At 61.5% G+C, this 15,048-nt stretch carries 12 protein-coding genes; 2 read left to right on the top strand and 10 right to left on the bottom strand.

Going from position 1 to position 15,048, the window contains the following annotated elements; genetic code table 11:
* Positions 1-5: 5 nt before the first annotated feature.
* Entirely contained in the window at positions 6-2,297 is a 2,292-nt protein-coding gene (locus CKO11_RS02800; protein ID WP_223632633.1) for a glycosyl hydrolase family 28-related protein, read from the bottom strand.
* 291 nt (positions 2,298-2,588) lie between these two features.
* Between CKO11_RS02800 and CKO11_RS02795 the strand changes: the two genes are divergently transcribed.
* Entirely contained in the window at positions 2,589-3,467 is an 879-nt protein-coding gene (locus tag CKO11_RS02795) for a CHAD domain-containing protein (RefSeq protein WP_223632631.1), read from the top strand.
* 6 nt (positions 3,468-3,473) lie between these two features.
* Here CKO11_RS02795 and CKO11_RS02790 read toward each other — a convergent pair whose 3' ends face one another.
* Entirely contained in the window at positions 3,474-5,081 is a 1,608-nt protein-coding gene (locus CKO11_RS02790; RefSeq protein ID WP_223632629.1) for a lysine--tRNA ligase, read from the bottom strand.
* A 103-nt stretch (positions 5,082-5,184) separates the two neighbouring features.
* Between CKO11_RS02790 and CKO11_RS02785 the strand changes: the two genes are divergently transcribed.
* Positions 5,185-5,607, top strand: a complete 423-nt coding sequence (locus CKO11_RS02785; RefSeq protein WP_223632627.1) for a tellurite resistance TerB family protein — start codon at positions 5,185-5,187, stop codon at positions 5,605-5,607.
* 80 nt (positions 5,608-5,687) lie between these two features.
* Here the strand turns inward: CKO11_RS02785 and idi are convergent, their stop codons facing one another.
* The 8 genes from idi to CKO11_RS02745 all read right to left on the bottom strand — a co-directional run bounded on the left by idi (position 5,688) and on the right by CKO11_RS02745 (position 14,636).
* The gene (gene idi / locus CKO11_RS02780) at positions 5,688-6,218 is read right to left on the bottom strand and encodes an isopentenyl-diphosphate Delta-isomerase (RefSeq protein ID WP_223632625.1); all 531 of its coding nucleotides are present in this window, start codon (positions 6,216-6,218) and stop codon (positions 5,688-5,690) included.
* Positions 6,219-6,220: 2 nt separating this feature from the next.
* Positions 6,221-7,396: a geranylgeranyl diphosphate reductase gene (locus CKO11_RS02775; protein WP_223632623.1), complete on the bottom strand. Its 1,176-nt coding sequence runs from the start codon at positions 7,394-7,396 to the stop codon at positions 6,221-6,223.
* Between the two features lies 1 nt (position 7,397).
* Positions 7,398-8,684: a BCD family MFS transporter gene (locus CKO11_RS02770; RefSeq protein WP_223632619.1), complete on the bottom strand. Its 1,287-nt coding sequence runs from the start codon at positions 8,682-8,684 to the stop codon at positions 7,398-7,400.
* On the bottom strand, positions 8,681-9,595 hold the full coding sequence (gene chlG, locus CKO11_RS02765; RefSeq protein WP_223632618.1) for a chlorophyll synthase ChlG: 915 nt from the start codon (positions 9,593-9,595) through the stop codon (positions 8,681-8,683). Before chlG ends, CKO11_RS02770 begins: the two co-directional genes overlap by 4 nt.
* A 36-nt stretch (positions 9,596-9,631) precedes the next feature.
* On the bottom strand, positions 9,632-10,270 hold the full coding sequence (gene bchJ / locus CKO11_RS02760; protein ID WP_223632616.1) for a bacteriochlorophyll 4-vinyl reductase: 639 nt from the start codon (positions 10,268-10,270) through the stop codon (positions 9,632-9,634).
* A 12-nt stretch (positions 10,271-10,282) separates the two neighbouring features.
* Positions 10,283-12,025 (bottom strand): magnesium-protoporphyrin IX monomethyl ester anaerobic oxidative cyclase, encoded by a 1,743-nt coding sequence (gene bchE / locus CKO11_RS02755; RefSeq protein ID WP_223632614.1) that lies wholly within the window; start codon positions 12,023-12,025, stop codon positions 10,283-10,285.
* A 375-nt stretch (positions 12,026-12,400) separates the two neighbouring features.
* The gene (gene ppsR / locus CKO11_RS02750) at positions 12,401-13,810 is read right to left on the bottom strand and encodes a transcriptional regulator PpsR (RefSeq protein WP_223632612.1); all 1,410 of its coding nucleotides are present in this window, start codon (positions 13,808-13,810) and stop codon (positions 12,401-12,403) included.
* Positions 13,811-13,883: 73 nt separating this feature from the next.
* Positions 13,884-14,636 carry a B12-binding domain-containing protein gene (locus CKO11_RS02745; protein WP_223632611.1) on the bottom strand — a complete coding sequence of 251 codons (753 nt, stop codon included), beginning with the start codon at positions 14,634-14,636 and terminating at the stop codon, positions 13,884-13,886.
* Positions 14,637-15,048 lie beyond the last annotated feature (412 nt).

Genomic DNA, 15,048 nt, shown 5'->3' with positions numbered 1-15,048 from the left:
TTCGCCTAGTTCGGCGTATCCATGCGGATCACCGTATTGATCCGCCCCTTGGCGGCTTCGGGCCAGTGCACGGTGACCCGATCGCGGTTCGCCCCCTGTTCAATATGCACATAGGGCATCGCCGTCACCCGCGCGCCCGATGCATTGGTCACCGGCCCCACCGCCACCAAGCTTTCCACATTGCGCGCCCAGCCGCCAAAGGGCAAAAACGCCGCCGCATTCACCGTCCAGACCGCTTGCGCACTGGCCGCTGTGGTCTGCACGAAAACCGGATTCACCGTGATCTGGTTCACCGCATTGAACATGTTGTTTTCAAAGACGATGTTGCGCATCCGCCCGTAGTTGAGCGTGGCAAAGGTCGTATCGACCTTTTCGATCCGATCAATCGCCCCATTCAGCGATTTGAACACATTGCCCGTCACACTCATCCCATGCACGAAATGCCCCGCCCCATAGGGTTTGACCGAAAACCACGTCACCCAATTGGCGCAGTTGATATGCACGAAGGTGTTGCCCGTCACCGTCAGCCCGCCAAAAGAATAACCGGTGCCAAAATCCGGGGTCGGGTCGTATTCATTGGTCCATTCGATGATATTGTCGTCGATGTAATTGCCCGTCACCGCCGATTGCACATTGGTCTGCGCAAAAACGAGCCCCGGCAGCCGCGTGGCATGGCTTTCGTCATCGCCCTGAAACCAGTGATTGCCCACGATCAGATGGCCCGAGCCATTGAAGATCATCGTCAGACCAAAGCGCACGCAAACCGTTTCGCGGATTTTCGCATCATTCGCGTTGACGTTCAGGCATACGCTGCTGCGGTCCTGCGCCGGGGTCGTCATTTCATTCGACAGGAAGTTGCACCGATCCACCGTCAGGTTCTGACACCCCCGCCCGGTCGAGGTGATGACCCGGTCCTTGGGCCGCATCACCCAGCAATCATGCATGTGAAAATTTTCGCCGCTCGGCGCAAGGTTGACCACGCTCGCCGCGCCGTTGCACAAAAACTCGATGTTATCGAGCGTAAAGCGCGACAGTGACGCCAGCCCCGAAAAATCGAAAATATAGCGAAACCGCCGGAAGGTCAGCATCCGCGTGCCCGAACCCCCGTAAAGCGGCTGCGACAGGGTGATCGTGCCCGCCCCCACATTCTTGGCGCGCACATAGACCTCGCGCCCCACCCCGCTGCCGGAGATCAGCGCCCCCACCGGCACATTGGCGATATTGCCGACCCCGCTCAGCACATAGGGTTGCCCGGCATTATAGCTGGCCTGCGCGGTCACGACCGTGTCGTTCCACGCGGGGCCATCAATCACATTGATCTGACCATTGGTCAGCACGCGGCGGTTGGCAAAACTGCTGACATCGGGGCAAATCGCCGCCACATCAATCGGCGCGCTCAACTCGATGCGCCGCCCGCACAAGTCGAAACTGTTGTGATCGGTATAGCCCAAAAGCGCCTGAAGGCCCTTTTTCAAAGCCAGCTCTTCATCCCCAAAGGCCTGCGCATAGGTAGGAAAATCGAAACTGCCCGCCAGCGCCAGCCGCGCCGCCACCGGCATTACAAGCGTGCCCGTAAAGCGCACCGGGGCGTTGATCAGGATCGAAGAGCCGATGTAATAGCGCCCCTCCGGCACCAAGATCGCGCGCCCCTGCGCCGCCGCATCCGCCGCGGCAAAGGCCGCCCGGTCATTGGTGAGCCCATCGCCCACGGCGCCGAAATCGCGCACATCGACCCAATCCATCATCTCTCGCAAGAAAGCATCGGTGACATCCTCGATCACCAGATCCTCGATCCGCACCACGCCGCCATTCTGCCCGGTCAGGTCCAGTCCGAAATGTCCATAAGCGGGCGCAGTGCCCCAGCCCATATCCACCCCGCCGCGCGCGCCGGAACCGATGATCGCGCGCACTGTCTCGATCCGCCCATATTCGGTCAGATCGACGCTCGGCCCCACCTCAACCAGCCCGCTGACATGGGTATCGGCCCCACTCATCGCATGGCCTGCAATCCGTACGGAACACAGGTTCCCCGACACCGCCTTCACCCGCGCCGTGACCCGCAAATAGACCCCGGGCAGGATCGGTGTCTGCCCCATGTAGCGCAGCTTTTGCGTGCTTTGGGTCTTGGTCATCTCAAGGCAGGCGCCAAAATCGGCATCCGCAGGCACCAGCGCCGCATTGGCCGCGCCATCATAGGTGGCCGATCCGGCCGTGCCATCCTCGCGCGACCATTGGTCAAGCCCGTCTTCAAAAGGGGCCGGGGTAAGCGCCACCCCATCGGTAATCGCGATATTCATCCGCCTGTCCTCTCATTCGACCGCCCAAACCGACGCAGACGCCCCCCCGGCGCGTGCCGCACAACGCCACGCGCTGACCCCGAGGCCAGATCTGTTTCGGGATTTTGCCGCGACCGCATGCCCCGGCCCGAACAGGATTAGCGCGCCGGGTTGAACAAGGCCTAAGCCCAGCGTGCGCCGCCCAATCTGCCCGCGCCCCACCGCCTGCGGCGATTGCGCCCGGCCCGCCCCCTGTCACCCATGCGTCACAAAACCATGATGGTTTCGCGCCAAACACATCAGGACTGGTTCATGGCCTTCGTTTTCAAACCCGCGCCCCGCCCCGTGTCAGAAACGATCCGACACATCGCTTGCACCGAACTGACGATGGCGGCCAAGCGCGCGCGCACCACCAACCCTGCCGCTTCGCCGCTGCATCGGCTGCGCAAACACGTCAAGAAAACCCGGGGCCTTTTGCGGCTGACGGCCCCGGCCTTTGACGATTTTGATCTTGAAAACAAAGCCCTGCGCGATGCGGCGGCGGGCATCTCTGGCCTGCGCGATGCCGAGGTGCTGCATGTGACGCTGGCCTTTTTTCTGGGGGAAGGCCCAGCCGGTCAGGCCGCGCGCAAATTGGGCGCGGCGCTGCCGGCCCCGATCACCCAGCCCGACCCGCAGGCCGTCGCCCACTTTGGCGCACAGATCGAAGCGGTGCATGCCCGCGTCCCGCAGTGGCAATTCGCAGCTGAAGACTGGGATCTTTTGGGGCCGGGGCTGGCATGCAGCCTGCATCAGGCGCAAAAACGTATGAAAGCCGCACGCAAAAAGCCCACCGCGGAAAACCTGCATGCTTGGCGGTCGCGGGTGAAGCTCCATTGGTATCACGCACGGCTTTTGCGCGAGATTTGGCCCGAAATGATGCTTGCCCGCGCCAGTGCCGCCGACGCGCTTGGCGAAGCGCTCGGCCAACATCACGACCTATGCGCGCTGGAGGCCACCCTGCCCGGCCCGCTCTCTCAGAAAGAGGCTGCCGCCTTGGGCGCGGCCATCACCGCGCGCAAGCAAATGCTGGAAACGCAGGCGTTCGCCTTGGGCGCGCGGCTCTTTGCCGAACCGCCCGAGGCCGTGGCCGCGCGTTGGGGCAAGTGGTTTGATTTGTGGCGCGCCGAAACCGCCGCGCCGGGGGCCTAGGGCTGATCAGCCCTTGGTCGCAAGCTCTCCGGCCAAGGCACGGCGCATCAGCGCGATGGTTTCGCTTACCCCGTAAAGCGCGATGAAACCGCCAAAACGCGGCCCTTGCGATTGGCCCAACAACACCTCGTAAAGCGCGGTGAACCAATTGCGCAGCGGCTCAAACGCATGGTCTTTGCCCACGGCAAAAACCATGGTCTGCAGCGCATCGGCCGGGTCTTCGAACTGCTCATGCAGATCGGTCGCGGGCAGCGCCTCAAGCCGTGCAAGCAGGTCTTCCATCGCGGCGCGTTCTTGGTCATTGGGCAGCCGGAAGGTCAGCGTCGGCGCGACAAAATCTTGGAAATAGCGCACCGCATAGCCTGCGGCGGCATCCAGATCGGGGTGGGTTTCGGGGCTGGCTTCGGGCGCATAGCGCTTGATAAAGCCCCACAGCCCCGCCTTATCCGTCGCCCCCGCCACCGAGGCAAGGTTAAGCAGCATCGCAAAGGGCACCACCATATTCGACTCCGGCGGCTGGCCGTTGTGAATGTGCCAAACCGGGTTGTCGATTTGCTTGGCCACCTCTTGCGTCGGGAAGGCGCGGAGTTGCTGGTGGTATTCATCCACCGCTTTCGGGATCACATCCCACCACAGCCGCTTCGCCGTTTTCGGCTTTTGATACATGAAATAGCCAAGGCTTTCCGTCGCCGCATAGGTCAGCCATTCGTCGATCGTCAGCCCATTGCCTTTCGACTTGGAAATCTTCTGGCCTTGGTCGTCAAGGAACAGCTCATAGGTGAAATGCTCCGGCGCACGGCCCCCAAGCACGCGGCAAATGCCATCGTAAATCGGCGTGTTGGTCGAGTGATCTTTGCCATACATCTCAAAATCGACATCAAGCGCGGCCCAGCGCATGCCGAAATCGGGCTTCCATTGCAGCTTCACATTGCCGCCGGTGACGGGCAGCGTCCATTCGCGCCCCTCTTCATCGTCAAAGGTGATCTCGCCGTTTTTCGCATCGACGTTCTTCATCGGCACGTACAGAACGCGCCCCGTTTCCGGGTGGATCGGCAAGAAGCACGAATAAGTCTGCTGGCGTTCTTCGCGCAAGCTTTTAAGCATGATCGCCATGATCTGCTCATAACGCTCCGCGCACAGCATCAGCATCTCATCGAACTTGCCCGATTTGTAGTAATCGGTCGCGCTTGCGAATTCATAGTCGAACCCGAAGGTATCCAAAAACCGGCGCAGCATCGCATTGTTGTGGTTGCCAAAGCTGTCAAACTCGCCAAACGGGTCCGGCACAGCCGTCAGCGGCTTTTGGATATTGGCTTTCAGCAAATCCTGCTGCGGCACGTTTTCCGGCACTTTGCGCATCCCGTCCATATCGTCGGAAAAGCACAAAAGTTTGGTCGGAATATCCGAGATCATCTCAAACGCGCGGCGGATCATCGTGGTGCGCTGCACCTCGCCAAAGGTGCCAATATGCGGCAGCCCCGACGGGCCATAACCCGTTTCAAACAGAACAAAGCCCTTCTTGGGCGGTTCCTTTTCATAGCGTTTAAGCACCCGGCGCGCTTCCTCAAAAGGCCAGGCTTTGGAGTTCATCGCAGCATCGCGCAGGGTGGTCATGGTCAATCCTCACACAGGCGCCCCATGCGCCTCGCGCTTGCACTATTGAACGGGCGCGCGAAGGTCAATAATCCTTGGGGACACAGCATAAGGATCAACACCCGTGACCGACACTCTTCCCTCGCTTTCACCCCAAGATGCGCTCGTCGCCGTGATGGTGGCGGTTTCGGTCTCCGACTCCGCGATCCGCACCTCGGAACTGGTCGCCATCGAGCGGATGGTGAACCACATGCCGATCTTTGCCGATTACGACATTGATCGTATCCGCATCGTGGCGCAAACGGTCTATGCGCTGTTTGAAGAAGAAGAAGGACTAGAGGCGCTCTTTGGCCTCGTGCGCGATGGCTTGCCCGAAAAGTATTTTGAAACCGCCTATGCGCTGGCCTGTGACGTGGCGGCGGCGGACGGGATTTTGCACCAGCCCGAGTTGCGCATGCTCGAAGAAATCCGTGCCGAGCTTGCGCTCGACCGGTTGCATGCCGTGGCAATCGAATGGGGCGCGCGGGTGCGCCATATGACGCTCTAGGCGGTCCGGTCGCATTCAAACCGGGGGTCCGGGGGTGCAGCCCCCGGCGGGTCGCCCCGCGCCAGCGGGGCGAAACAGGCTCAAGCCTCGGCGGGCGCGAAGATCATTTCGCGGTGCTTTTCGATATAAATCCGCAGCCAGGGCGTATAGCGCTCCGGGTTTGCTGCAATCCGCGCTGCGATCTCGTCAATCGGCACCCATTCGGTGGTTTCCACCTCATCGGGGTTCGGCAGCGGCTCCACCCCTTCGGGCGCTTCGGCGGTGAAAATCTCCACCACCTCATGCTCGATCATGTCATTGGCCACATCGGCGCGATATTCCACCTGCCCGACATGGCGCAGATCGAGCCCGCGCAGCCCCAGCTCTTGATCGAGCCGCCGCGCGGTGCAGGTGGCGGCATCTTCGCCCCAATAGGGATGGGTGCAGCAAGTGTTCGCCCAAAGACCCGGCGTGTGATATTTGCTCAGCGCGCGTTGCTGCAACAGCACCTTGTCGCCGCGCGTGACAAAGGCGGAAATCGCCAAGTGCCGCAGCCCCTTGCGATGCGCCTCCATCTTTTCCACCGGGGTCAGAACACCATCGACCCAGGTCGGGATCATGGTCTCATCCATGGTTACACCCATTTCGGCGACACCAGCCCCGACAGGTGGGCCAGGTTCTTGAAGCCGATCTTGATATGCGCCAGCGGACGGAACGAGGTGAGCTTCTTGTTCATGTAGCTTTCAAAGGTCATGCGCTGCACGTCGACATCATGGCACAGCGACACGAACCGCTCGCGCCGCTCGTCCGAATGATAATAGGCATCTTGCATCGAACGCAGCACTTTAAAGACGGTGCCATGTTCTTTCATGAACTTCGCCCGCGCCTGTTGCAGCTCTTTCGCCTTGCCGGTTTTCAAAAACGCCATCGCGGCCTCGGCCGCAACGCGCCCACCTGCATGGGCGTAATAGATCCCCTCGCCCGAAGACGGGGCCACAACGCCCGCCGCATCGCCCGCCAGCACAACGTCTTTGCCGTTGTCCCAGCAATCAAGCGGTTGCAGCGGGATCGGCGCGCCCTCTTTGCGGATCGTCTCTTCCTTATCAAGGCCGGACATCTCGCGCAAAAGCGCGGTGCATTTCTTCAGATCGACGTCATCCAGTTCGGTGCCCATCCCGATTGAGGCGGTTTTCCCATGCGGGAACACCCAGCCATAAAAATCGGGGCTGATGCGGCCATCATAATAAACGTCGCAACGCGTCGGGTCATAATTCGCCACATTCGTCGGTGCCGCGATGATCTCGTGATAAGCAAAAACCAGCGGGATTTTGGTCGCGGGCACTTCGTTGCGCACCTGCGAATTCGCGCCATCGGCGCCGATCACGATGCGGGCCGTGACCTTTTTCTCTTCGCCGCTTTCCTTGTCGCGGTAAACCACAACGGTCTTGCCGGTTTCGCGTTCAATGCGCAGCCAAGTCCCGGTCAGCCGATCAGCGCCCGCTTGCCGCGCGCGTTCGCGCAGCCATTCGTCATAATCCTCGCGGTCGACCATGCCGACAAAGCCGTTCTCAATCGGAATATCGACAAAACGGGCCGAGGGGGCGACCATCCGCGCCGAGGTGATTTTCGCTACCAGCAGGTGATCGGGAATATCAAAATCACGGATCAGACGCGGCGGGATCGCACCGCCACAGGGTTTGATCCGACCAGCCCGGTCAAGCAGCGCCACCTTATGACCCGCGCGGGCCAAATCCCAAGCCGCCGTCGATCCCGAAGGGCCGCCACCGACCACGAAAGCATCGTATTCCATTTTATTCTCCCGCAATCACAGTGGGCACATGCGCCGCGCCCCGCGCAGCGACCACACCGGTCGCCATCACGGCCGCGACAAGGAAGAGGAGCGCTTCGGCCCCGAAAACGATCCCGAACGCCGAGGCATCGGGCAGAAAAAGGCGCATCACATCGGCGGCACCGGCGCCCAAAAGACCGCCAAAGCCCGCCGCAATCGCCTGCGCCGCGCCCCAAAGGCCCATCCGCGTGCCTTCACGCGCCTCGCGCCCCTCGCCCGCCAGCGACATCATCGCGCCAATCGCGGCGACAGCAAAAATTCCGTTGAAAAAGCCAAGCCCGACCACGGCGGGGGCAATTGGTGCGCCGGGCACCTGCCCCACGCCCGCCACCGCGACCAGCGCCGCGGCAGAGCCCACACAGCCCCCCACGACCCAGCCGCGCAAGGTGCCGATCTTCAGCCCCGAAAGCGCGATCCCCACCGTCAACATGCCCACGAAAACGCCGCCGTTTTGCAGCCCCGACAGTTTCGTGGTTTGCCCGGCGGTGTAATCGAAGACGAGCCCCGCATAGGGTTCCAAGATCAGTTCCTGCAAGAAATAGGCGGTCATCGACAGGAACAGGAAAAAGGTGAAGTAGCGCGCCTGCGGTTCGGACCAGACCTCGCGTAGGCCTTCGCGCAGCGCGGTCGGGCGGTCCTCGGGTGCGGGATGTTTCACCCGCGCCTCAACGCCCCAAACCGCCAGCATCGTCACCACAACCGCGCCCGTGGTCACCGCGCCGACAATCCACAACAGCCGCTCGACCGAGTAGGGGTCCAGCATATGGCCAACCGTGCCCGCCGTGGCAGCGATGCCAAAGATCATCATCAGCCATGTGATCGTGGCGGCGGCGGCGCGGCGGCGCGGCTCGGTCGCCGAGGCCAGAAGCGCCAAAAGCGAGGTGCCCGAGGCGCCAACGCCAAAACCGATCAAGGTATAGGCAAAGATCGCCAACGCCAGACCGGCCCAGAAGCTTGCGGCCAAAACGGCAATCGCCAATGCACCCAGAAATGCGCCCAGCCCCAAAACGGCCATTCCGCCGATGATGAAAAAGGTCCGGTTGCCCTTGGTATCGGAGCGCAGCCCCCAAGCGGGGCGGGTGATTTGCAAAGCGTAATGCAGCCCCACCAAAAGGCCCGGCAAAATCGCGGGCAGCGCCAGCTCCACCACCATCAACCGGTTGAAGGTCGAGGTCGTCAGCACCACCACCGCGCCGATGCACAGCTGCACCAGCCCCAGCCGGAAGATCTGGAGCCAGCCAAGGGTCATATCACCATGCCCCGGATCGCAAAGGCGGTGATCATCATGCCCGAAACATACATCACCACGCCGGTGCCGTTATACCACGGCGCCTTGCCCTCGGGGTCGCGCATCCACACGCCCATCGCCCAAAACTGGCCAAACAGCAGCAACAGCACGGCGCCCGCGTGATAGGGTTTGCCAAACAAGAACAGCATCGAGATCACCAGCGCCTGCGCAAGGCCCATCACGGTGCAGGCGATCTTGGCCGCGACTTCGGGGCCATAAACAGCAGGCAACGATTTGATGCCCAGCTTGCGGTCACCCTCGATCGCCTTGAAATCATTGATCGTCATGATGCCATGCGCGCCCAGTGCGTAAAGCGTGGCCATCACCACGATGGGGAAGGTCGGCGCGGCGCCCGTTGTCGCCAAAAGCACGGCAGCCCCGGTGATCCACGGCAGGCCCTCATAGGCGATGCCCACAAGGCCCGGCCCCCACCAGCCCGAACGCTTCAGCCGCACGGGTTCAACCGAATAGGCCCAAGCCGCCAGCACGCCCAGCACGGTGGCACCAAAGCCCCAAGTGCCCAACTGCCAGCCCACCACCAAAGACAGCGCCGACATCGCCAGCGCGATGTAAAGCCCCCAATAGCCCGGAATACGCCCCGAGGGGATCGGACGATCAGGTTCATTGATCGCATCCACATGCCGGTCACACCAATCATTTGCGGCTTGCGACATGCCGCAAACAATCGGCCCGGCAAGGATGATCCCCAAGATCACCATGCCGAGATTGGCCCACATCGACACCCCCGACGAAACCGCGCCGCACAGATAGGCCCACATCGGCGGGAACCATGTCACGGGTTTGATCAGCCGCAGCATCGCGCGCGGCTCGGGAAGGGTGCGTTGGGTCGTCAGACTGTCTGGGGCGCTCATGGTCGATCGAACCGGTTTGGCGGGCGGGCGCGAGGCTCAGCCCGAGTGGACAGGCGCAGAGTGCGGCGCTTGGCCGCCCTGCGGGTGCAAAACGAAGCGGCAGGGCCCGGAGCCGACCGAGGCGCAAGAGATTTCCTCGACCTTGCAATCGGGCCAGACCAGCGTGGAAAACAGCCGCTGGAACACCGCCGCATGCCAATGGCAAGCGGGGCGCTCGGCGCGCTCGGCGCGCAGCGGGTTTCCATCGATCCGGAAAGTCAGCGGCTTGAACCCCTCGACCTGAAACTGCCCGGACCCCACGAAGGTCCAGGCGTGTTTCGTGATCGCCTTGGCCAAAACCCGCGCGCCAAGCGCGGCGGGCAATGCCTTGATGATGGTCTGGGCAAAGCCGGGAATACGATTGGCGAGGATGTAATCGCCCGTGGCAAGCCCCGAGAGCCACAACAGGCCCTCGGATTTCTCGCCTTGATCCACCCGCAAAGCCTGATGCACGGCATGGCATTGGCTTTCGGGCAGCATCCCGCTGTCGGCCGGGGGGACGGGCACCCCGGCCAAAGCCATCACCCGGTCGCGCGCGGCACGACCAAGGTGGCGGTCGAGCACGGCGATGGTCTGCAAGATCGCATTCGGCCCGATACGGGGCTCGTCTTGCGCGTCAAGCGGCGCCGCGCTCATGGTCTTACCCCCTTATTCCGCGGCGTCGACCATCTGGGCCTTGCCACCGCCACACGCCATCGGCGCGGTGGTTTCCCCGGCATGCTCGGCCGAACGGGCCTCGTGCGTTTCGGGCGACAGATCGAACTCGTCCTCGGCATCCGAGGCCAAGACGAAGTTGGCGTTATTGCGCTCGCCCGCACGCTCTTTCATCTGGGCGCGCACCGCTTCCTGACGTTCCTTGTGCTTGCGCGAACGCTCGGCAGCGGCTTCCCAGTCGGCGACCTGCGCATCGGCAATCTTGCGCGTTTCGTCGAATTTCCAGTCCACCTTGTCTTTCGACTGCGGGCCCCAATAGCCAGCTTTGCCAAGGTCATAGAAGGTGCGACCCACACCGGCCTTGAGGAATGCCTTGAGGCAGCCCAGCAAGTAGCGGCGGCGGAAGCCGGTGCCGCGCCACGGATAGTGGAACAGCGCCTTCTTGATGTAGAAGCGGCGGTAGTTGTTCATCACACCGTCCAGAAGCTCGCCGCGCGTCAGCGCCTTGGGTTTCATGATCGGCGTCACGAAGTTGTATTTCGAGAAGTCGAAGACCTCGACCTGATCGCGCAGTTCTTGGAACAGCGGCGTGAACGGCCACGGCGTATACATCGACCAGTTCGCAAGGTCCGGCTGCCAGTCCCACACCATCTGGTAGGTTTCTTCCAGCGTTTCCTTGGTCTCGTTGTCCATGCCAACGATGAACTGCGCCTCGGTGAAGATATCGGCTTCGCGCAGCAACCGGATCGCCTCTTTGTTTTCGGCGACGGTGGTTTCTTTGTTGAAGATATCAAGGCTGAGCTGCGCCGCAGCCTCGGTGCCCAGCGAGATGTGCACCAGACCGGCTTCGCGGTAGAACTTCAGCAGATCGCGGTCGCGATAGATATCGGTCACGCGGGTGTTGATGCCCCATTTGATCTTGTGGTTCAGACCACGGTCGATCATCTCTTGGCAGAATTCGACGAATTTCTTCTTGTTGATCGTCGGTTCTTCGTCGGCAAGGATGAAGAAGCCCACGCCATGGTTTTCGACCAGATCTTCGATCTCATCGACCACCGCTTTGGGCGAGCGGACGCGATAATCGCGCCAGAATTTCCATTGCGAGCAGAACGAGCACGTGAACGGGCAGCCGCGCGCCATGTTCGGGATCGCGACTTTCACGTTCAGCGGGATATAGATGTAATGTTCCCACTCAATCAGCGACCAGTCGGGTTTCAGGCTGTCGATATCCTTCACCGTCGGCGCGGCTTGGGTCGAGACGATCTCTTCGCCTTCATGGAAGGCCAGACCCTTGATCGCTTTGCGATCTTCCGGCCAGCGGCCCTCGGCCACGCATTGCGCGACTTCGACCAGAATTTCTTCGCCTTCCCCACGCACGATCGCATCGATCCACGGCGCTTCCGACAGCACCTGACGGAACATGAAGGTCGCATGGACGCCGCCCAGCAGGCCAACCGCATGCGGCGCGGCTTCCTTGGCGATCTTCAGCGTTTCTTCCGCTTGATAGATGGAGGGAGTAATCGCCGTCACACCCACCAGATCGGGTTGCAACTCGGCGATCCGGCGCCGCAATTCGTCATCCGACACATCCATCGTCATCGCATCGATGAAATGAATGTCGTCGAAGCCATTCTTCTTCAGGTGACCGGCAAGATAGGCGACCCAAGCCGGGGGCCAGTTCCCCGCGATCTCGGCCCCGCCGGAGTGGTAATTGGGGTGGACGAAAAGGATACGCATGGCTGACCCTCCAGGGCGTAGGTGTAAACCTCAGTTGACAACAATCCCAACCACATTAATTGGCACAGGTCAAATGCAGAAAATTGCCGCACCCGTGAATTGCGGCCCTGCGCGAGCCCCCAACCCATTGTTATAACAAAGCTTTCAAAATACCCTGCGCGGCGGAACGCCCGCCTGCGACGGGGTGGCGCAGCCTTTGTGCCAGCCGCTAGACAGCTTGCCCGTCATGGCGCGCGCGCTTTCAAGGGGGGCAAACTGCGGCATTCCGTCTACCGCAATTGGCAAATGATGAATCACGCAAACGCGATTTCGCACCCCTGCCCCGCCACATCGCGCAGACAAGGCGAGTCGCATCGCGCAGCGGCCGCGCAAGACTCAGTCGACTTCCTTGCTCAACAGACCGAACTTGCGCAGCTTCACATAAAGCGACTGGCGCGACAGGCTCAAAAGCTCCGCCGCGGCCACGCGGTTGTTGCCGGTCAATTCCAGCGCCGTTTCGATACACATCTTTTCGATGATCTCGGTCGTCTCGGCCACGATGTCGCGCAAGGTCGCATAGCCGACCATCTGCATCACATTGCGCAGCCCCTCGTTGCTGGTCACCCCCGGCAAGATCCGGGTCGCATCGGCAAGGTTGGAATCGCGGATCACCAGCGCAATTGTCGGCGTGGCGCGTTCGGAAAATAGCGTGGCGGACAATTCGACCGACACCTGCCCAGAGAAATCGGTATTCAGCCGCGTCACGTAATGGCGCAAATGACCAATGCGTTTGACGTTATCCAGCATCACATTGAGGTCGATCGTGCCGCGCGACAGGAAATCGGCAAAAGACCGCCCCTGCACCATCGAGGTGGAGCCCGCATCGGTCAGGTAAAGAAAGGCGTCATTGGCGGCGCGGATCGTGCCATCGGCCTCCAGGAACACCATTGCATCGATGCCCTTGTGAAACAGCCGTTCGGCCAATTCGCCCACATCGTCATTGCGCGGACGCGCGGCCTCGCTTTGGCCAAGGCGGCACAACAGCAACCGGTCGCCCGCAGCCCGAAACAGCGTGGCCGAAACCGCGACCTTGCGCTTTGAACGCCGGATCGTCAGATCAAGCGACGCCAGCGGATCATCCGCCGCCACCTTTGCCAGCGCCTCAAGGAATTCGCCTTTGCGGCGCCCCTCCAGCTCATTTGCGACCGGCGCATCGATCAATTCCGCCCGCGTCGCCCCGATCAAGGTCGCGGCAGAGGCATTCAGATCGACAATCCGCGCGGTGGACATGGACACCATCACCAAAGGCGCGGGATTGGCTTCCATCAGCACGCGATAGCGGGTTTCCAGCTCGCGCTGCGCTTCGTAATCGCGTTCCAGCGCCAATTGCGCCTTCACAAGCTGCTGCTGCACCTCGGCAATCGGACGCATATCGCGCCCAATCATCAGCACCCGACCATCATCATCGGTGCGCGTTAGCGTGTAGCGGATGGGGAATTGGATCGTCTCGCACAGATGCGTCAGTTCCAGCACCATCGGCCGGTGCGGGTCCAGCTCTGTCTCAAGCCGGGTTTGCAGTTTTTGATAGCTTTCGGGGCTGAACAAGGCCGAAAGCGCCCGGCCTTGCCATTGGGCGAAACGGTCCGACGGGCCAAGCTGCGGATTGGTCAGGACAAGATCGACAACGCCATCTTGCGTGACGACAAGCGCAATATCGCAAGCCGAGGTCACGATGTCGGCCAGCAAGGCGGGTGGGACCCTCAGCAAGGCCTCCCGCCGGATCAAGAAGCTTCCATCGGATGTCACGGCGAAACCTTTCCTAACCCGTGCCTCGTCTTTCAGCCTTCCTCCGTCGTTCTCGACCCAGAACCGTTCTCAGTTACGCCAGAGCAAATTCCGATATGACGACCGACAAGTCATTCGTCACAAGGTCTGCACCGGTCTTGGCGAGTGCCTCCGCGCGCTGCGCGACGATAGCGCCACCAATTGCAACCCGCATCCGCCCCTTAGTCAGGCTAGAAAGGGTTTTCACCAGTTTGGCGGAGATTTCAACCCTCTCCATGCTGCCAACTGTGATCAACGCCGCATCGAAGCGGTTTGTGGCCATCAGCCGGGACAGATCGCTTAAGCCCGGGGCGAAAAGCATCCGCACCGATATGCCTCTGCGGCGAAGCCCCATCGCGACAATCAGCGAGCCAAGCGTATGTTGCTCACCGGGCGGCACGATCAGGAGCACCGTCGAGGTATTCGTCGGGTCCGACGAATCCGCTGTGTAATCTGCCTGCACCGCATGCAAAAGTTCCTGCAAACGGGCAATGCCGACCGTGACCTGCGCGAAGCTGATCTGGTCGGCTTCCCACGCCACCCCGATATTCCGGGCCGCCGCGGGAACATATTGGGAGGCAATGTCTTCAGGGGCCACGAAGGCCGCCCGGAAATCATCGAGACACAGATCCATCGCACCAAGCTCTGGACCCGTAGCAAGCTCGACCAACCTGTTTACAAGCGCGGTCCGCAGCTCTCCCACTCCATTTCGGCGACGCGCGGCAAGCCGCCCCATCGCCTCGATCGCAAGACCAACAAACCCGTCAAGGCTGTTGCCCTGCTCAACTTCAAACCGGATATCCCGCATCAGAGTCCCCGAAACCCAACGTTCGCGGAAGGTCTTCCCCACCCCCGCGAGCGGAACATAATTTAGGGGGCTTCCCCCCATTCCATCTATTCGACACCACCAAGCCACGCATGTCCACCCAAATTGACAAGGTGCGACAACGGGCACAGTGGCAAGAACTACGGCCAGACAGGCCTCAGAAAACGCCACATCACCCCCCCCCCGCGAAAACCCCTTTTACATAAGCGATTGCGACACTTGGCCGCACACCCCGCGACAGACGGAATGGCCCCGTCACCCAGGCGTCACAGACCCCCGCTAGGCTGCCCGCCCCGGCGCGGCAGCGGCGTTTCGGCGCGGCGCAAGAGTGTAAGTTTTCGTTGACACTTCGACGCCACTGCCTAACCTGACAGCCACTGCGCGCCCACGAAGA

The organism is Rhodobacter sp. TJ_12, assembly GCF_020023995.1.
In the GTDB taxonomy this organism is placed as follows: Bacteria; Pseudomonadota; Alphaproteobacteria; order Rhodobacterales; family Rhodobacteraceae; genus Rhodobacter.
This window is presented reverse-complemented; position numbering and strand designations above follow the sequence as displayed.

Coding starts and splice junctions, on each gene's coding strand:
- CKO11_RS02800 (WP_223632633.1), bottom strand. CDS start 2,297: ATGAATATCGCGATTACCGATGGGGTGGCGCTTACCCCGGCCCCTTTT.
- CKO11_RS02795 (WP_223632631.1), top strand. CDS start 2,589: ATGGCCTTCGTTTTCAAACCCGCGCCCCGCCCCGTGTCAGAAACGATC.
- CKO11_RS02790 (WP_223632629.1), bottom strand. CDS start 5,081: ATGACCACCCTGCGCGATGCTGCGATGAACTCCAAAGCCTGGCCTTTT.
- idi (WP_223632625.1), bottom strand. CDS start 6,218: ATGGATGAGACCATGATCCCGACCTGGGTCGATGGTGTTCTGACCCCG.
- CKO11_RS02775 (WP_223632623.1), bottom strand. CDS start 7,396: ATGGAATACGATGCTTTCGTGGTCGGTGGCGGCCCTTCGGGATCGACG.
- CKO11_RS02770 (WP_223632619.1), bottom strand. CDS start 8,684: ATGACCCTTGGCTGGCTCCAGATCTTCCGGCTGGGGCTGGTGCAGCTG.
- chlG (WP_223632618.1), bottom strand. CDS start 9,595: ATGAGCGCCCCAGACAGTCTGACGACCCAACGCACCCTTCCCGAGCCG.
- bchJ (WP_223632616.1), bottom strand. CDS start 10,270: ATGAGCGCGGCGCCGCTTGACGCGCAAGACGAGCCCCGTATCGGGCCG.
- bchE (WP_223632614.1), bottom strand. CDS start 12,025: ATGCGTATCCTTTTCGTCCACCCCAATTACCACTCCGGCGGGGCCGAG.
- CKO11_RS02745 (WP_223632611.1), bottom strand. CDS start 14,636: ATGCGGGATATCCGGTTTGAAGTTGAGCAGGGCAACAGCCTTGACGGG.